General features: G+C 66.0%; 16 protein-coding genes. 8 read left to right on the top strand and 8 right to left on the bottom strand.

The window, feature by feature from the left end; translation table 11 throughout:
• Window positions 1-88: 88 nt before the first annotated feature.
• From QZY44_RS18335 to QZY44_RS18325, 3 genes are all read right to left on the bottom strand, one after another.
• A complete protein-coding gene (locus QZY44_RS18335; protein ID WP_295449475.1) occupies window positions 89-1,558 on the bottom strand; it encodes a HAMP domain-containing sensor histidine kinase in 1,470 nt (489 codons plus the stop codon).
• Window positions 1,555-2,229 (bottom strand): response regulator transcription factor, encoded by a 675-nt coding sequence (locus QZY44_RS18330; RefSeq protein ID WP_295449474.1) that lies wholly within the window; start codon window positions 2,227-2,229, stop codon window positions 1,555-1,557. The genes QZY44_RS18335 and QZY44_RS18330 overlap by 4 nt, the downstream gene beginning before the upstream one ends.
• 236 nt (window positions 2,230-2,465) lie before the next feature.
• Entirely contained in the window at window positions 2,466-4,040 is a 1,575-nt protein-coding gene (locus QZY44_RS18325; protein ID WP_295449471.1) for a DegQ family serine endoprotease, read from the bottom strand.
• Window positions 4,041-4,243: 203 nt separating this feature from the next.
• Between QZY44_RS18325 and QZY44_RS18320 the strand changes: the two genes are divergently transcribed.
• Both QZY44_RS18320 and QZY44_RS18315 read left to right on the top strand, forming a co-directional pair.
• Window positions 4,244-4,822, top strand: coding sequence for a hypothetical protein (locus QZY44_RS18320; protein ID WP_295449468.1), 579 nt, complete (start codon window positions 4,244-4,246; stop codon window positions 4,820-4,822).
• Window positions 4,823-4,839: 17 nt separating this feature from the next.
• On the top strand, window positions 4,840-5,328 hold the full coding sequence (locus QZY44_RS18315) for a DUF1269 domain-containing protein (RefSeq protein ID WP_295449465.1): 489 nt from the start codon (window positions 4,840-4,842) through the stop codon (window positions 5,326-5,328).
• A gap of 64 nt (window positions 5,329-5,392) precedes the next feature.
• Here the strand turns inward: QZY44_RS18315 and QZY44_RS18310 are convergent, their stop codons facing one another.
• Window positions 5,393-6,253, bottom strand: a complete 861-nt coding sequence (locus QZY44_RS18310; RefSeq protein ID WP_295449463.1) for a PEP-CTERM/exosortase system-associated acyltransferase — start codon at window positions 6,251-6,253, stop codon at window positions 5,393-5,395.
• 3 nt (window positions 6,254-6,256) lie between these two features.
• Window positions 6,257-7,609: a hypothetical protein gene (locus QZY44_RS18305; RefSeq protein WP_295449460.1), complete on the bottom strand. Its 1,353-nt coding sequence runs from the start codon at window positions 7,607-7,609 to the stop codon at window positions 6,257-6,259.
• Window positions 7,610-7,780: 171 nt separating this feature from the next.
• Here QZY44_RS18305 and QZY44_RS18300 point away from each other — a divergent pair, with 171 nt between their 5' ends.
• A complete protein-coding gene (locus QZY44_RS18300; RefSeq protein WP_295449457.1) occupies window positions 7,781-8,431 on the top strand; it encodes a CDGSH iron-sulfur domain-containing protein in 651 nt (216 codons plus the stop codon).
• Here QZY44_RS18300 and QZY44_RS18295 read toward each other — a convergent pair.
• Together QZY44_RS18295 and ubiG are read right to left on the bottom strand one after the other, a co-directional pair.
• Window positions 8,418-9,119 carry an SDR family NAD(P)-dependent oxidoreductase gene (locus tag QZY44_RS18295; RefSeq protein ID WP_295449454.1) on the bottom strand — a complete coding sequence of 234 codons (702 nt, stop codon included), beginning with the start codon at window positions 9,117-9,119 and terminating at the stop codon, window positions 8,418-8,420. The genes QZY44_RS18300 and QZY44_RS18295 overlap by 14 nt on opposite strands.
• Window positions 9,120-9,342: 223 nt before the next feature.
• Window positions 9,343-10,080 (bottom strand): bifunctional 2-polyprenyl-6-hydroxyphenol methylase/3-demethylubiquinol 3-O-methyltransferase UbiG, encoded by a 738-nt coding sequence (gene ubiG, locus QZY44_RS18290; RefSeq protein WP_295449451.1) that lies wholly within the window; start codon window positions 10,078-10,080, stop codon window positions 9,343-9,345.
• A gap of 112 nt (window positions 10,081-10,192) precedes the next feature.
• On the opposite strand from ubiG, the gene glyA reads away from it, so the two are divergent.
• From glyA to QZY44_RS18265, 5 genes are all read left to right on the top strand, one after another.
• Window positions 10,193-11,449 (top strand): serine hydroxymethyltransferase, encoded by a 1,257-nt coding sequence (glyA, locus tag QZY44_RS18285; RefSeq protein WP_295449448.1) that lies wholly within the window; start codon window positions 10,193-10,195, stop codon window positions 11,447-11,449.
• Window positions 11,450-11,453: 4 nt separating this feature from the next.
• A complete protein-coding gene (gene nrdR, locus QZY44_RS18280) occupies window positions 11,454-11,969 on the top strand; it encodes a transcriptional regulator NrdR (protein ID WP_295449445.1) in 516 nt (171 codons plus the stop codon).
• Window positions 11,970-12,019: 50 nt separating this feature from the next.
• Window positions 12,020-13,138 (top strand): bifunctional diaminohydroxyphosphoribosylaminopyrimidine deaminase/5-amino-6-(5-phosphoribosylamino)uracil reductase RibD, encoded by a 1,119-nt coding sequence (gene ribD / locus QZY44_RS18275; RefSeq protein WP_295449505.1) that lies wholly within the window; start codon window positions 12,020-12,022, stop codon window positions 13,136-13,138.
• Between the two features lie 4 nt (window positions 13,139-13,142).
• The gene (locus tag QZY44_RS18270) at window positions 13,143-13,814 is read left to right on the top strand and encodes a riboflavin synthase (RefSeq protein WP_295449442.1); all 672 of its coding nucleotides are present in this window, start codon (window positions 13,143-13,145) and stop codon (window positions 13,812-13,814) included.
• 233 nt (window positions 13,815-14,047) lie between these two features.
• The gene (locus QZY44_RS18265; protein ID WP_295449439.1) at window positions 14,048-15,232 is read left to right on the top strand and encodes a hypothetical protein; all 1,185 of its coding nucleotides are present in this window, start codon (window positions 14,048-14,050) and stop codon (window positions 15,230-15,232) included.
• 332 nt (window positions 15,233-15,564) lie between these two features.
• On the opposite strand, the gene QZY44_RS18260 is transcribed toward QZY44_RS18265, so the two are convergent.
• Window positions 15,565-16,083, bottom strand: coding sequence for a YkgJ family cysteine cluster protein (locus QZY44_RS18260; protein WP_295449436.1), 519 nt, complete (start codon window positions 16,081-16,083; stop codon window positions 15,565-15,567).
• Window positions 16,084-16,458 lie beyond the last annotated feature (375 nt).

Genomic DNA, 16,458 nt, shown 5'->3' with positions numbered 1-16,458 from the left:
TTTCGCGCTGTGCCGATTCAAGTCATTTTATGCGCATGATCGCTTTCGTGTATACCTGGAGCATCGTTCAACTCGGGTGCCTTGCCGCTTAACCGGGCTGGCCGGTGGGGGCCGTGGGTTGGGCCGGGTCGGTCTCCGGGGCGGCCCCGCGCTCCAGTCGCACGCGCACCCGCAGGCCGGGGGCGTTGTCCAGGAGTTCGATGGCGGCGCCGTGCAGTTGGATCACGGCCTGCACCAGGCTCAGGCCCAGGCCGCTGCCGGGGGTGGAGCGGCTGTGGTCGGCGCGGAAGAAGCGGCGGAAGACCTCGGCGCGCAGTTGCTCCGGGATGCCGGGGCCGTTGTCGGCGATTTCGATGAGGATGGCCTGCTCGATGCCGGCCAGACGCAGGTCGATCCGGCCCCCTTCGGGGGTATATTTCACCGCGTTGTCCACCAGGTTGCCGAGGGCCTGGAAGAGCAGGTCGCGATCACCAATCACCCAGGCGTCGCGGGGGGCGCTGACGGTGAGATACTGCTCACGCTCGGCCGCGACCGGTTCATAGAGTTCCGCCAGATCCTCCACTAGGGGCACCAGGTCGACCGGGGCGAAGGCGGCGCGCCGGCCGCCCGCCTCGATGCGCGCAATGCGCAGCAGCGCGTTGAAGGTGGTGAGCAGTTCCTCGGCGTCGGCGATGGTCTGCTCGGCGATGGCACGCGCCGGGTGGGTGTCGCCCAGTTCGGCGCGCAGCAGTTCCAGCTTGGTGTGCAGGCGCGTCAGGGGGGTGCGCAGGTCGTGGGCGATGTTGTCCGAGACCTGGCGCACCCCGGCCATCAGGGACTCGATGCGCGCCAGCATCTGGTTGAGGCCGGCGGCGAGTTGGTCGAAGTCGTCGTCGCTGCCGCCCACTGGGATGCGCCGCGACAGGTCCCCCTCCATGATTTCGCGGCTGGTCTGGTTGATCGCCTCCAGGCGGCGCAGCACGCGTTGGCTCAAGACCCAGCCGCCGAGCAGGGCCAGCGCGGCGGTCATGGCCAGGCCCCAGGTGAGGGCGTCGAGAATCACCCGGCGGGTCCGCTCCAAGTCGCGCACGTCGCGTCCGACCAGCAGCAGCAGGTCCCCGCGTAGCCGGAACACCTGGCCGCGGGCGGCGTGCTCTTCGGCGTGGTCCGGCCCGCGGTTGCGTAGCCGAAAGCGCATCCAGCCGCTGGTGTCCAGGAATCCGGCGGGCCAGCGGTCGAGGTTGCCGAGTACTGGTTTTAAGTCAGCATCCGCAAGGATGTAGAGCCCGGCCCCGGCCGGGTCGCGGGTGATGCGCTCCTGGATGACGGTGCTCAGTCCCGGCAATCCGCGCTCCCGGTATTGCTCGGCCAGGCCCTGGATCTCGGCGCCGATGGTGGCGTCGGTCTGGCGGTCCATGAAGCCCGCGGTGGACCAATAGATGAAACTGAGCAGGATGCCGACCGAGATCGACAGCAGGGACATGTACAGGAGCGCGAGACGGAAGCTCGAGCTCTTCAGCACCCGGGGCGCGCGCACCCACAGGTCGTGGCGGCGCCGGCCGGCCTGAGTGCCACTCATGGGGCGCGCAGCATGTAGCCGGCGCCGCGCACCGTGTGCAGCAAGGGGGTCTCGAATTCGCGGTCGATCTTGCCGCGCAGGCGGCTGATGTGGACATCGATGATGTTGGTCTGGGGGTCGAAGTGATAGTCCCAGACCTGCTCCAGCAGCATGGTGCGGGTGACCACCTGCCCGGTGTGGCGCAGCAGGTATTCCAGCAGGCGGAACTCGCGCGGCTGGAGCGCGAGCGGGCGGCCGGCGCGGGTGACCTCGCGTTTGAGCAGATCCATCTCCAGGTCGCCGACCCGCAGCCGGGTCTCGGGGGCGTCGACGGCCCCGCGGCGCAGCAGGGCCTCCAGGCGGGCGTGCAGTTCGGAGAAGGCGAAGGGTTTCACCAGATAGTCGTCGCCGCCGGCGCGCAGGCCATCCACCCGGTCGTCCACCTCGCCCAGGGCCGAGAGGATCAGCACTGGGGTCTGGTTGCCGGCGGCGCGCAGCGTGCGCAGGATGCCCAGGCCGTCCAGTCCGGGGAGCATGCGGTCGAGAATGAGCGCGTCATAGTCGCCGCTCGCCGCCATGAGGAGCCCCTCACGGCCGTCAGCGGCATGGTCGGTGAGTGTGCCGACCTCGCCCAATGCCTTGCGCAGGTAGTCCGCGACGTGGCGGTCGTCTTCGATCAAGAGTACTCGCATAGGCAGATCATTCCGGGAAAAAATGGCCGTCCATGGCCGTCCATGGCCGGCGGATGGCGCAAACGGTTGCCGGGTGGGGGGGGCCGGGCCGGGGCGCATCCCAAGAACCGTTACCGTGAAAGTCGCGCCGGGAGCGCGCTCCACTTCTCCCTCCCCTATTGGGGGAGGGTGGGGAGGGGGAACGGCCATGGCGACCGCAACTTTCATCGTTCGGGATGGTGCGGGCGCCCTGGCCGTTAGGCCGCGAAGGGTACTGCGATAAACATGGGCCGGCCGTCTTTTTCTACCCGCAGCATGACCGCGCTGCGCTTGGTGGCGGCGGCCGCGCGGATGGCCTCGCTGACCTGGGCGGGGGTGCTCACCGGCGCACCGCCGACCATTGAGATCAGGCAGCCGGCGGTGATACCGGCCTCTTCCGCGGGGCTTCCAGGCTGTACCTGGGAGACATAGACGCCCCGGCTACCGGGGGTCAGGTCCAATTGGCGGCGCAGTTCGGGGGTGAGCGGTGCCAGGCGCAGCCCGAGTTGGGCCTTGGCCTGCTCATCGCCGGCTGGTCCGCCGTTCTTGGCCAATGACTCGTTGCCGGGCATCGCGCCGACCTTCACCTTGACCGTCTCGGGTTTGCCGGCGCGCACCAGTTCCAGCGTGACCTCGGTCCCCGCCTTGGTGGCCGCGATCAGCCTAGGCAGTTCCTTGTAATCTTTGATGCCCTGGCCGCCGACCTTGAGGATCACGTCACCGGCCTTCAGCTCGGTGCCAGCCGCGGGGCCGTCCGGCAGGACATCGGCTACCAGTACGCCGGCGGTGCCTGGCAGGCCCAAGGCGGCGGCGATCTCTTCGGTGACCGGCTGAATCTGGACGCCGAGCCAGCCGCGTTCAACCCGCCCTTCGGCGCGCAATTGGGCCACGACGGTCTTGACGGTCTCCGCGGGAATCGCGAAGCCGATGCCGACGCTGCCGCCGGTGGGGGAGTAAATGGCGGTGTTGACGCCGATCACCCGGCCATAGGCATCGAACAGGGGGCCGCCGGAGTTGCCGCGGTTGATCGGGGCGTCGATCTGGATGTAGTCGTCGTAGGGGCCGGAGTGGATATCACGCCCGCGCGCCGAGACGATGCCGGCGGTGACGGTCCCGCCGAGCCCGAAGGGATTGCCCACCGCCAGTACCCAGTCCCCGACCCGGGCGGATTTGGATTCGGTCAGGTCGACGGCGGGCAGGGGGTGGCCAACCTCGATCTTGAGCAGGGCCAGATCGGTCTTCTCGTCACGGCCCAAGACCTTGGCCTTGTGTTTGGTGCCGTCATTGAGCGTCACGGTGATCTCGTTGGCCCCGTCGACCACGTGGTTGTTGGTGACCACCAGGCCGGTGGGGTCGATCACGAAGCCGGAGCCGGCGCCTTCGGTGCGGTGGTTGCCGGGGCGGCCGTGCGGTCCGCCGGGCTGCTCGAAGAAGCGCTTGAAGAACTCCTCCATGGGGACACCCTCGGGTAACCCTTCAGACCCGGTCGCTTGGTCGGGTGCGCCCTGCGCGACCACGGTCACGTTGACCACGGCCGGCGAGACCCGTTCGGCCACGTCGGCAAAGCTCGGCATGGACGGTGCAACGACGGCGGCGGCCCCCGGAGTGGCGGCCGGCGGGACGGTGGACTGGGCGGCCACGCCCCCGCCGACCGCCAGCGCCACGGCGACGGCGGTGGCGATGGCCCCTCGGGTCAGGTTCGCAGTGATCCGGGTGCGGTGGGTGTGGGTACGGTGCGGTGCTGCGGTATACATGGACTGGAATTCCTGCCGATCGATCGGCGTGTCATGCATGGTCGGTTCAGGGGGGGTGCGCCGGATGGGGAGGCGCCTTACCTTGGGTGCGAAGTATGGGGGCTGCGGTCTTCCCGCGACCTTTCCGGGCCGTTACAGTTTTGTTAGATGTGTCAGTTGCGGCGCTTGGGTTTCCCGGGTAACGTTGCCATGTTTGCGACTTCAGTCATACCACATCGAAACATTGTTCTGGAGGCACCTTGATGCAACAACGGCCCTTGTCCTTGTCACTTTCGTTGGTCGCTGGCCTGGCCCTCGGCGCGGCCGGTCTCGCCCCGCTCGCCTTGGCTGGGACGACGCTGACCCCGATTGCCGGTGAGGCCACCGTCACTGAGCTCACCGGCACCGTCACGGTGGTCAACGCCGAGACCCGCAAGTTGACCCTCAAGACCCCGGATGGGCGTTTCGAGGTCGTCGATATCCCCGAGCAGGTCTCGCGCGTTAACGAGATCAAGATTGGCGACAAGGTCGTCATCAGCGAGACCGAGGCGGTGCTGGTGGACTTGGAGAAGGGGCGCGACGCCGGCTCCATGGGTGCCATCGGTGATACCCAGGTGCAGCGTGACCCCGGTGTCAAACCTGGAGGGAGCATCACCGAGACGCTCAAGCTCTATGGCAAAGTGGAAGCAGTGGATCGCGCCAATTCGCGCGTGACCATTCGTGGTCCCCAGAACGTGGTTACGCTCACGGTCAAGGATAAGGCGATCCTCGCTCAACTCAAGCCGGGTGACGGGGTGATCGCCAGTTACATGCGGGTCCTCACCGGCAAGATCGTCAAGTAGTCTAGGGAGTCATCGCTATGAGTAATCTGATTGTGGTCTCATTTCCGGAGGAGCACCTCGCCTTTGACTTGCGTGCGGCCCTGGTGAAGTTGCAAACGCAGTATCTGATCGAGATGGAAGATGTGGTGATCGTCACCAAGGACGCGGCGGGGAAGGTCAAGCTGCATCAGGCCGTGAATCTGACGGCGGTGGGCGCGGCCAGTGGCGGTTTCTGGGGCATGCTGATCGGCATGCTGTTTCTGAATCCGCTGCTGGGTGCGGCGGTCGGTGCGGGGGCCGGCGCACTGTCCGGGCGCTTCACCGATCTGGGCATCAACGATCAATTCATGAAGGACTTGGCCGAGCACTTCCAGCCCGGCTGTTCCGCCGTCTTCATCCTGGTGAAGAAGGCCACGCCGGACAAGGTCCTGGAGGGTCTGGAGCAGTTCAAGGGCAAGGGTAAAGTCATCCAGACGTCACTGACCAAGGATGAGGAGCAGGGTCTGCGCGACTTCCTCGAGGCTTAGCCGTTCCGGCCACCGGCAGGTATAGGTCGCCCTTGCGGGCGACCTATTGGCGGCGCAACCGTCGTTAGGCTTCTCCGTAGCTCGGCTCCGTCCTCACCCGCTCGTCATGGCGTTGGCCATTGGCCGCCGTGACATTGGCGCAGTGATCGAGTCCGCCGGTGATGACGCAGTGCGGGGGAACGCACTCGGGTTCCAGCCCCTCGATCATAAAGTCGAAGAGCGGCCGGTGCCAGCGGTAGAGATCGCGCTCGAGTTCGGCGATGTTCTTGGTGTAGGGCATGACCGGCCCATAGTAATCCACCACCGGCCCGATTGCGTGGAAACGATAGCCCATGCGCCGCAGCAGCAGGTGGAGACCGCGCTCCATGGCGACGACTAAGTCGGTTATCCCCAGTCGCTTGGTTTCCTGGTACATCCGCTTGAACAGACCGGCGATAATCTCCGGTCCCGCCGCCTCTGGGCTGGCCTGAGGGGCAACCGGCTCCAGCGTGCCCGGGGGGCGCGGCGGGCCGCCATAGAGCGTGTCGCCCGGGCGTTGCTGAAACCGCTTCGATACGGCCAGCCGGGACAGTTCCGCGTAGTGTCGCAGGGCCGGGTGTCCCGCTTCGCCGATGAATGCGAAATCGGGGTGGAACACGCAATGCTGCTGCAATGGAAATCCCAGGTGCGAAGGCAGGACCAAGCGCGCCGTGCTGGCGGCGAGGGTGCGATAGCGGTGCCGGCCGACGAAATGCACTGAATGGCTATCGTAGGGGTCGGTCTCCAGCTGCTGCGGGTATTGGTCGGGATCGAGGAAGTGCCGTTCCTGGCAGTAGACCTGATAGCGCAGCTGCAAGGCGGCGGCGAGTAGATCGGGGTCCTCGACGCGGGAAAACTCGAAATATCTGGTCAAGACCGATAGCCGGGACGTGGGTGTCGTCTGCATGATTTAGTGCAAGTGACTGAACTTTCTTTCATGATCGAGTGCTTTGCCGAAGGGGTAGTCGTCATAGGCGTAGATGTCGGTGGGCAGATCGGTCGCCGCGACCGAAAATAGCGCACGCTGCGTTGCCGCGCGTAGCGCGCCGGAGGGTGTGGTCCCGCGCCGCAGTTGCACCGCGGCCCGCTGCGACCCGGCGGGGGTATGCACTGTGAAGTGACCGGTGACGGCCGCCGCGACGGCCGGGTCGCTATAGAGTCCGTGGCGCAGCGTCTCGGCGTGCAGGCCTGCAGCGGCGCTCGTGCGCGTACTCGCCCGGCCGCACACCCAGGCGCAGGGGAGCGGGAGGGAGGGCGTCAGCGCCTCGTGCCCGCAGGTGGCGAGCACATCAGCGAGCGCCTGCGGCGCGATCACCCCGCCGAGATCACCGGTTGCATACCTGATCATGGGCACGGCCCGGGGGAGGAGCGAGGTGAAGACCAATTCCCGTCCCTCGGGGTGCGGGATGCTCTCGATATGGAAGCGCCGGGGATCATAGTGGAACAGACTCGGCACCGCGGCACCGGCGCCGGGGAACAGTGCGTCGCGCAGGCGTGCATCAGCGCTGGCGATGCGGCGCAGGCGAATGGTCTCGCGGCTTTCCGCCAGGATATTCAGTCCGAGTTCGGTCAGGCCCATGGTCTGGATCAGGACCCGGTGCGCGTCGTCGGCGATGCCGGTCTGGGCGTAGATATAGGAACGCAACGTTTCCGGCATCCAATCCCCGCCGGCCACAAAGCTCACGTTGCGCGCCTGCCACGCGATGCGGGCGTGGTTGCCTTCGTCAACGATCTCTTTCAACACATGTGGGTCTGCGACGATGATGACTTGCTCGAAGTAGGGGCCGAAGTGCTCCAGGATGTGTAGTACGCTGTCGCTGCGGGGGCCGGTCTCGGCCAGGGGTTGCCGCGTGGGGAAATGGATGCCCATGGCCAACGCATTGATGAGCAAGGTCGGTGTTTGGCGAGTGCCGAAATAACGGTCAAGCTCGTCATCAATGGCGCTCACCGTCGCGCGCAGTTCATCGATGGTGGCGACGGCAAAGGTGAAGCGGCCGCTGAACCCGGAACTGACCATCACCGAGCGGACGCGCGGCAGTGTCCCGTCCATGCAGAGGCGATGGAACGGGACTGCGCTGCCGAATAGCTGGTCCTTGCGAATGACCGGCACCAGCCGTTGGAAGTCGGCGAAGGTCCTGACGTCGCCTGGGTCGATGAGCGCTTGTGCCAGCAGGGCGGCATAGTGGGGGGAGCGAAGGGCCGCGCGGAAGGCGCCGAGTACCGCCAGTTGCGTCGTGCTGCCGTGATCGCTGGAGTCTGCCATGGTGGGACTGTACCTTAAGGGATTCATAGTCAAAATACGTAGCCCGTCCAGTCTTCTGGACCACTCGGCGGCGCGATTCCCCCGCAGTTGTGTGACCTTCCGGCTTGAATCTGGGGCCGGCGCGGTCATTTAGCGACAACGATTCCATCCACATTTCATGAGGCCAGGCAGATGAGTGACAACCAGGTGGTCGAGTTCCCGGGTACCGAGATCGACGTCCAGTGGGACGGTCGGTTGTGCATCCATGTCGGCGAGTGCGGCAACGCGGCCGGTGAGCTCTTTGTCGGCGGCCGGGAGCCGTGGTGCATCCCGGACCTGTGCAGTAAAGCGCAGGTGCGCGAAATCATCGAGCGCTGTCCGAGCGGTGCCTTGAGCTACCGGGACCCGGACGGTGGGCCGGAAGTGGCGGCGGCGGAGAACACGGTGACGGTCGCCTACAATGGTCCACTCTATGCGCAAGGCGAGCTGGCGATCGAGGGCGCACCCGCGGACATGCCGGGCGTGCGCTACCGGGCTGCGCTGTGTCGCTGTGGGGCGTCCGCCAATAAGCCCTTCTGTGACAACAGTCACCTGAAGGTCGGCTTCGAGGACTTCGGAGCTGTCGGTGAGCGCGGGGACCCGCTCACCGTCCTGGGTGGTCGACTGACGGTGAAGACCGTACCTGATGGCCCCCTGCTGGTCAACGGCAATGTCAGCATCCGTGCCGCGAGCGGGCGCCTGGCCTGGGAGGGCACCGCGACCGCTCTGTGCCGCTGCGGGGCCTCCGAGAATAAGCCCTTCTGCGACGGTAGCCACAAGAAGGCGGGTTTCAAGAGCACCTGAGCAGTTGCAGATACGCCGGCGCGGCGGTGTCGGCCGAGGGCAGACTGAACGGGTCCTCACCGGGGTAGAGCCGCGAGCGCAGTCCCGTGCGCAGGATTCCGGGGTCCAGACTGGCGACCCGGATCGCGCTGTTGCCCGCGGTCTCCTGGGCGAGCACTTGGGCCAGGCCCTCGAGCCCGAACTTGGCTGCCGCGAAGGCCCCCCAATAGGCGAGTCCGGTGCGACTGACCCGGTCGGCGGTGAAGATCACCACCGCGTCGCGGGAGGCTCGCAGGAGCGGCAGGCAGGACTGGGTGAGCAGGAAGGGGGCGGTGAGATTGATCCGCAGCACGCGCTCCCACTCGGACGCCTCGTAGTCGTCGATGCGGGCGAGGTAGGGGGCGAAGGCGGCGCAATGCACCAGCGCGTCGAGTCGCCCGAAGGTTTCGCCGACCAGATCGGCCGCGGTGCGGGCCGCGCGCTCATCCGCCGTGTCGAGGTTGAGCGGCAGGATGGCAGGTTCAGCCCCGCCGGCGGCCTCGATGGCATCATAGACCGCGGCTAGGTCGGCGTCGGGGTGGTCGCAGAGGACCAGGGTCGCCCCCTGGGCGGCGGCGGCCAGGGCCACTGCCCGGCCGATCCCCTCGGCCGCCCCGGTCACCAGGACGACGCGGTCTGCGAGTGGTTGCTGTGTTGAGTCTGCTGGCATCGGTAATCCTGGGCACCAAGGCGTTGCCCTGGGCTGGTCTCTTCGACCCCGTTGGGGTCGGTATGGAAAATCCGGTGGAACCGGGTGCTAGCGCGGGCCGCGGTGGACCAGTGGCTACCCCTTAGGCGAATTCCAACAATTGGCCTACCGCCAAGTAGGTGCGACTTAAGTCGTACCTACATCCTATCCGATGGTGGGTGGTACAGGTTTTTCGGAAATCACCTTAGCTCCCCGCATCACGCTGGCACGTGACCAGGTAGTTAACGCTCACGTCCGTGGGGTTGAGCGCAAAGACGCGGGCCAGCGGGTCGTAGGTGAGTCCAGTCATGTCGAGCGTGCGCAGGCCGGCGGCGCGGACCCAGCGGTCCAGTTCCGCCGGGCGGATGAAGCGGTTGAAGTCATGGGTTCCGGTGGGCAACATCCCGAACACATACTCGGCTCCGAGGATGGCCAGGAGGTAGGACTTGAGGTTGCGGTTGAGGGTGGAGAAAAAGACCAGGCCCCCGGGCCGTACCAGCTGGGCGCAGGCGGCGATCACGGATGCCGGGTCGGGCACATGCTCCAGCAGTTCGGTACAGGTGACGACGTCGAAGCTGGCCGGTCGTTCGGCGGCCAGGGCCTCGGCCGGGATGCGCCGGTAGTCGACCGCCACGCCGCTCTCCAGCGTGTGCAACTCGGCCACCCGCAACGGCGTTTCACCCATGTCGATTCCCAGCACATGGGCGCCGCGGCTGGCCATGGACTCGGAGAGGATGCCGCCGCCGCAGCCGACGTCCAGCACCTCCCGGCCGGCCAGTCCGGCGGCCCGGTCGATGTACTCCAGCCGCAGGGGGTTGAGCTCGTGCAGCATCTTGCACTCGCTCAAGGGGTCCCACCAGCGGGCGGCCAGTGCCTCGAATTTGCCGATTTCCTCGGGGTCTACGTTGGCGTGGTGGTCGTGGTGCTGGGCGGTGGCGGTCATGGGGTGGGGGGGACCTAACGTGGCTGGGAGAGCGAGAGTGACCATTCTATAACGAGCGGTGCCGGACAGAACCGATTAAACTGCACGGCTTTTCACGCCGGGGAGACTTCCCATGTTTACACAGACCATGACGATTCGCGACTACGACCCGGAACTTTGGGCGGCCATCCAGGGTGAGGAGCTGCGCCAGGAGGAGCACATCGAGCTGATCGCCTCCGAGAATTATGTCAGCCCGCGGGTTCTGGAGGCCCAGGGCGGCGTGATGACCAACAAGTATGCTGAAGGCTACCCCGGCAAGCGCTACTACGGCGGCTGTGAGTTCGTGGACGTGGCCGAGCAGTTGGCCATCGACCGGGCCAAGCAGCTCTTCGGCGCCGCCTATGCCAACGTCCAGCCACACTCCGGCTCCCAGGCCAACGCAGCCGTGTACATGGCACTGTGCCAGCCGGGCGACACCATCCTCGGCATGAGCCTGGCCCACGGCGGGCACCTGACCCACGGGGCCAAGCCGAATTTTTCCGGCAAGCTCTATAACGCCGTCCAGTACGGTCTGGACCCGGCCACCGGCGAGATCGACTACGCCGAGGTGGAGCGTCTGGCCCTGGAACACAAGCCGCGCATGATCATCGCCGGCTTCTCGGCCTACTCGCGGGTGGTCGACTGGGCGCGTTTCCGCGCGATTGCCGACGCGGTCGGTGCCTACCTGTTCGTCGACATGGCCCATGTGGCCGGCCTGGTGGCGGCTGGGGTCTACCCGAGCCCGGTGGCGATCGCCGACGTGACGACCACCACCACCCACAAGACCCTGCGCGGTCCCCGCGGCGGGCTGATCCTGGCCCGTGCCAACCCTGAGATCGAGAAGAAGTTGAGTTCCTTGGTATTCCCCGGCACCCAGGGCGGTCCGCTGATGCACGTCATCGCCGCCAAGGCGGTGGCCTTCAAGGAGGCCCTGGAGCCGACCTTCAAGGCCTACCAGCAGCAGGTGGTGCAGAACGCCCAGGCCATGGCCGAGGTCTTCCTGGCGCGCGGCTACGACGTGGTGTCCGGCGGCACCGATGACCACCTGTTCCTGGTCAGCTTCATCGCGCAAGGACTGACCGGCAAGCACGTGGACGCCTGGCTGGAGTCCGCCAACATCACGGTCAATAAGAACGCGGTGCCCAACGACCCCCAGTCGCCCTTTGTCACCAGCGGCATCCGGGTCGGTACCCCGGCCATGACCACCCGCGGTTGTGGTCTCACCGAAGCGCGCGACCTGGCCGGCTGGATGTGCGATGTGATCGACGGGCGCGGTGACCCGGCTGCCATCGCCACGGCCAAGGCGCGGGTGCTGGATCTCTGTAAGCGCTTCCCCGTGTACCAGCGCTGATCGCATGCGCTGCCCCTTCTGCGGCGCCGAGGACACCAAGGTCGTGGACTCCCGGCTGGCCGGGGATGGCGATCAGGTGCGCCGTCGGCGCAAGTGCGAACTGTGCAAGGAGCGTTTTACCACCTACGAGACGGCGGAACTGAACCTGCCGCGGGTGGTGAAGGGCGACGGTAGCCGCGTGCCGTTCGATGGGCGCAAACTGCGCGCCGGCATGATGCGTGCCCTGGAGAAGCGGCCGGTCAGCACCGAGCAGATCGACGCGGCCCAGGCACGCATCCAGCGGCGATTGATGTCGGGCGGGGACGCGGAGGTCCCGGCGCGACGGGTGGGGGAGTTGGTAATGGAGGAGTTGAAGGCGCTCGATCAGGTCGCCTATGTCCGCTTTGCCTCCGTCTACCGCAAATTCGAAGACGTGGCCGCCTTTCGCGAGGAGATCGACCGCTTGGAGCGCCAACCGACGCCGGAGGTCCGGCGTCAGCAACTCGACCTGCTGGACGCACTGGAGGACAAACGCAAGTGACCGCCAAGCGTTTTCGCGCGACCCCGCCGCGTGCGGCCGACTACGCCCCCATGGCCCGGGCGCTGCGTCTGGCGCGCCGCGGACTCTATACCACCGATCCCAATCCACGGGTGGGGTGTGTCCTGATGTGCGATGGTGACGTGGTGGGCGAGGGCTGGCATCGCCGCGCCGGGGAGCCTCATGCCGAGCCGCTGGCCTTGACCGCCGCCGGTGAGCGGGCGCGGGGCGCCACCGCCTATGTGACGCTGGAGCCCTGTTGCCACCATGGCCGCACCCCGCCGTGCACCGAGGCACTGATTGCGGCCGGGGTCGCGCGGGTGGTCTGCGCCATGCAGGACCCCAATCCGCTGGTCGCCGGGCAGGGCCTGGAGCGGTTGCGGGTGGCGGGCATTGAGGTGCTGTGCGGGGTGTTGGAGGCGGAGTCGCGGGCGCTCAATGCCGGTTTCATCAAGCGGATGGAGCACGCGCTGCCCTATTGCCGCTGCAAACTCGCGGCCAGCCTCGACGGGCGCACCGCGATGGCCAGCGGGGAGAGCCGTTGGATCAGTTCCGCGGCCTCCCGGCGCGACGTGCACCGCCTGCGCGCCCGGCACTCGGCGATCGTCACCGGGGTTGGGACCCTGCTGGCGGATGATCCCTCATTCACCGTGCGACTGACGGGCGCAGAGCTTCCCGGACTTCAGGCGGGTGAGTCGGTTCCTCAACCCTGGCGGGTGGTGGTGGACAGTCGGCTGCGCACGCCTGCGGCGGCGCGGCTGTTCAGCCTGCCCGGGCCCACCGTGATGGCCTGCGGTGGGGCGGTCGATCCGGCGCGGGTGGCCGCGCTGGAGGCCGTGGGGGCGCGGGTGGTGCAGTTTGCCGAGCCCCACGGTCGGGTCGACCTGCACGCACTGATGGCCTGGCTCGCCGTGCAGGAGATCAACGAAGTGCTGCTGGAGACCGGCCCGACCCTGGCGGGGGCGGCACTCACGGCCGGGTTGATCGACGAGCTGATCCTTTATCTGGCCCCCCACCTGATGGGCGACGGGGCGCGCGGGCTGTTCCGGCTCCCCGGGCTGGAGCATATGGAGCACCGCATCCCGCTGCATATCCAGGAGGTGCGGCGCGTTGGGCCGGACCTACGCCTGACCTTGCGCGCGGGCGCACTGTCACCTGACGAGGGAGTTTGAGCACATGTTCACGGGCATCATCCAAGCAGTCGGGCAGGTCCGCCGCCTGGAGCCTCGCGGGGGCGACGTGCGACTCACTATCGGCAGCGGCAAGCTAGGGCTTGCCGGCGCGTCCTTGGGCGACAGTATCGCGGTCAACGGGGTCTGTCTCACCGCCGTGACCCTGGCCGCCGACGCCTTCGCGGCCGACGTGTCCCGCGAGACCCTGTCACTCACCACGCTCGGGGGGCTCACCACCGGCAGCCCGGTGAATCTGGAACCGGCACTGACCCTGTCGACGCCTCTGGGCGGGCACCTGGTGAGCGGCCACGTCGATGGGGTCGGTCAGGTCCTGGAGCGGCGGGAGGACGGCCGCTCTTGGCGGCTGCGCATCGCCGCCCCGCCTGAGCTTGCCCGCTACATCGCGCATAAGGGTTCCATCTGCGTGGACGGCGTCAGTCTCACCGTCAACGCGGTGGACGGCGCCTGCTTCGAGCTCAACATCGTCCCCCATACGCTTGATGAGACCATCATCGCCGGCTACCGCACCGGCACCCGGGTCAACCTGGAGGTGGATCTGATCGCCCGCTATCTGGAGCGGCTGCTGCTGGGTGAGCGGGCCGCCAATCCCAGTGGGGGGGCCAGCGGGGGCGGCCTGACGCGTGAATTTCTGGCTGAGCATGGGTTCGGGCGCTGACGCCAGCCACCGCGCTCGTGACACCGCTCCAGTGATTGGGCAAGTATTCCCTGTAGGTTGGGCTGAGGAACGAAGCCCAACGCGCGACCGAATGCACAGCGCTGAAATGTTGGGGTTCGTTCCTCACCCCAACCTACAGGATTGCGGCTTTTGCGGGTCCGGAGCGAATACTTTCACCGTCTCTGCGCCGGGAGCGGCGGTGGCGCAATGACGATCAAGGCGGCCCACAGTCAATGACACTCTCGCTCCAAGCTATCAAAAAGTCGTTGCAGGCCAATCGGCAGGCGCCTGGTATTCTGGAGCAGCTGGGCGTCAAATACTATCGCTATCTGGGCCGCAAGTCCGGCACCGCCGGTCTGCGTAATCGCACCATCGACGAGTTGCCCGATGACATTACGCTGCAAACGCTGGCCAGAAATATCACGACCTTTGCAGTCATCATCGCGTTTGCGGTCGGCGCCTTGACCACCTTTGCCACTATCTGGGTGAGCGTCACGTATCAGGATGTCATGGCCCCCGTGCCCTACTATGCGCTGTACGCCAGCGTCCTGGTGGCCATGTTGGTGCTCGAGTTGGTCGCGCTGTACTGGTTGGGAATCAAGACGGTCTACAGCCTGGCGTGTCTGACTGGTCAACATCAGTCGGTCGAGGATTTCGGTCTGCCGGTCAATTATGCCATGCCCAATATTCTGGCGCGCGCCGCGCTGGAGCTGCCTGACCCGGTGATTCATTATCTTGGCATCGACCCAATCAAACATTTGTCGCGATCAAAGTTGTTTCTGGTCGCCACCTTGTACAAGGCCAAGGTCGTACTGAGCAGTGTGGTGGTGAAATATTTGTTGATCCGCCTCGCCGGCAAGGGCAGCTCGCGTACCATCTTCAATTGGGTGGCCGTGCCGATTACCGGCTTATGGGATGGTTTTACGCTCAACAAGGTGGCCCGTGATGCACGTCTGCGGCTGTTTGGGCTCAAGCTCACCGAGCATATCGTCACCCATAGCCTGACCGATGACCTGATGGCGCGGTTGAGTCCGGCCGCTCATGAGTGCGCGATCCGGGCGGTGGCAGCCAGCATGGTGCTGGCGCAGAGTTATCACCCCAATCTCTTGATCCTGCTCATCAGATTGAGTGAGGCCTTCCAGATCAAAGAAGGGTATGCGTATGATAACTGGGACGATTTTATCGCGCTGTTAAATCAGGTGACGGCCTCGGAACGGCTGTTATTGCTGGATTTGCTCAGTGTTGCCGCCGCCTTTGATGGTCAGGTGTCCCGCCTGGAGAGGCGTCACCTTCCGGAAGCCTTCAAGGACCGGACCGATCATTACATGAGTCGCACCAACCAACTGACGCAGCTGTTGGTTTCCGGGCAACTACATGCGGCGAAGGCGCTCTGTACCTTTGAGTTGCGTCCGGACTGAGATCCGGGAGCGCCGCACCCCAGTGAGATTGTGATAGTGTTCGCTGCGGACCCGCAAGAGCCGCAATCCTGTAGGTTGGGGTGAGGAACGAACCCCAACATTTGAGCGCCTTGCGTTCGGTCGCACGTTGGGCTTCGTTCCTCAGCCCAACCTACAGGGAATACTTGCCCACTTTCAGTGCGGCCCGGCCTCGCCGCAACCGATAATGCCGCGGTCGTTTGCGAGGTTTCGCCGCACTGGGGTGCGGCGCTCCCGGTCGGCCTGAAGGCCGACCTACACCACCAGCGGCCAAACCGATGATCAAGGCCAGCGCGGGGAAAGGTCGTCGGTTGCTATCGTTGCGTATTGATCATCCAATCATCGAACCATTCGGTCAACGCCCGCGCCTGACCCAAGTCGGCGAGCCGGCGATCGATGGCATCATGATTGCCCCACAACACGTCCGCCAAGGCGCCATCGGCGACCAGTGACTCGATGTCATGGCAATAGAGCCCCAGTTCACGCTGGACATAGAAACCATAGGTGCGGCAGGCGACCGGTCGGTGGGTATAGACAAGACAGGCGTTGGTCGTCTGGTCCAAGAGAGGGCAGGTGACAGGTCTGGATTGCTGGTGCGCCAAGGCCGCTACGCCGCGACTGATTGCGCGCAGCTGTTCCGGTGGGAACACGGCGAGACCCTCCCTCAGCAACGCCCATTCCGCCGCCGTGAGTTGAGGTATCTCGGCCAGCCGCCGGCAACAACTGCTGCATCCCTTGCCGCACAGCCATTCGGGGCGATGCTCCCGGATGGCTTGAACGCGTGCCTCGATGTCGGTATGGAGTAGGGCTAAAGGATTCTCTGTGTTGCACAATCTGGCTGGTGCTCCGACTTGCGTACCGACCCCAACGGGGTCGAACATACCAGCCCAGGGCAACGCCCTGGGTATGAGGTAGACAAAGGAGTCCAGCCCTGAAAGGGCGTGACATAAGCAACTGCGCCGTTATGTCACGCCCTTTCAGGGCTGGACTGATAACACAATCCTATCCCAGGGCGTTGCCCTGGGCTGGTATGTCACGCCCCTTCGGGGCTTGGGGGCGCGGGTGCGGGTCTGCGCCATGGCCTCGCGCCAGGCGATCTCCGCGGGGGTGGGCGGTGCCACCACGCCGATCGGGCGTTGGGTGCGGTGGCCGATGGTTCTGCGGATCGTCATGGGTGAATGCCAGGGGCTGCAAATAGTGGCTGGACG

The organism is uncultured Thiodictyon sp., from assembly GCA_903837595.1.
Taxonomy (GTDB): Bacteria; Pseudomonadota; Gammaproteobacteria; order Chromatiales; family Chromatiaceae; genus Thiodictyon.
Note: the sequence above shows the minus strand (reverse complement) of the source record. Positions and strands in the feature narration are given on the sequence as shown.

Excerpts from the sequence above, each read along its gene's own strand:
- QZY44_RS18335 (WP_295449475.1), bottom strand. The coding sequence starts at position 1,558 with ATGAGTGGCACTCAGGCCGGCCGGCGCCGCCACGACCTGTGGGTGCGC.
- QZY44_RS18330 (WP_295449474.1), bottom strand. The coding sequence starts at position 2,229 with ATGCGAGTACTCTTGATCGAAGACGACCGCCACGTCGCGGACTACCTG.
- QZY44_RS18325 (WP_295449471.1), bottom strand. The coding sequence starts at position 4,040 with ATGCATGACACGCCGATCGATCGGCAGGAATTCCAGTCCATGTATACC.
- QZY44_RS18320 (WP_295449468.1), top strand. The coding sequence starts at position 4,244 with ATGCAACAACGGCCCTTGTCCTTGTCACTTTCGTTGGTCGCTGGCCTG.
- QZY44_RS18315 (WP_295449465.1), top strand. The coding sequence starts at position 4,840 with ATGAGTAATCTGATTGTGGTCTCATTTCCGGAGGAGCACCTCGCCTTT.
- QZY44_RS18310 (WP_295449463.1), bottom strand. The coding sequence starts at position 6,253 with ATGCAGACGACACCCACGTCCCGGCTATCGGTCTTGACCAGATATTTC.
- QZY44_RS18305 (WP_295449460.1), bottom strand. The coding sequence starts at position 7,609 with ATGGCAGACTCCAGCGATCACGGCAGCACGACGCAACTGGCGGTACTC.
- QZY44_RS18300 (WP_295449457.1), top strand. The coding sequence starts at position 7,781 with ATGAGTGACAACCAGGTGGTCGAGTTCCCGGGTACCGAGATCGACGTC.
- QZY44_RS18295 (WP_295449454.1), bottom strand. The coding sequence starts at position 9,119 with ATGCCAGCAGACTCAACACAGCAACCACTCGCAGACCGCGTCGTCCTG.
- ubiG (WP_295449451.1), bottom strand. The coding sequence starts at position 10,080 with ATGACCGCCACCGCCCAGCACCACGACCACCACGCCAACGTAGACCCC.
- glyA (WP_295449448.1), top strand. The coding sequence starts at position 10,193 with ATGTTTACACAGACCATGACGATTCGCGACTACGACCCGGAACTTTGG.
- nrdR (WP_295449445.1), top strand. The coding sequence starts at position 11,454 with ATGCGCTGCCCCTTCTGCGGCGCCGAGGACACCAAGGTCGTGGACTCC.
- ribD (WP_295449505.1), top strand. The coding sequence starts at position 12,020 with ATGGCCCGGGCGCTGCGTCTGGCGCGCCGCGGACTCTATACCACCGAT.
- QZY44_RS18270 (WP_295449442.1), top strand. The coding sequence starts at position 13,143 with ATGTTCACGGGCATCATCCAAGCAGTCGGGCAGGTCCGCCGCCTGGAG.
- QZY44_RS18265 (WP_295449439.1), top strand. The coding sequence starts at position 14,048 with ATGACACTCTCGCTCCAAGCTATCAAAAAGTCGTTGCAGGCCAATCGG.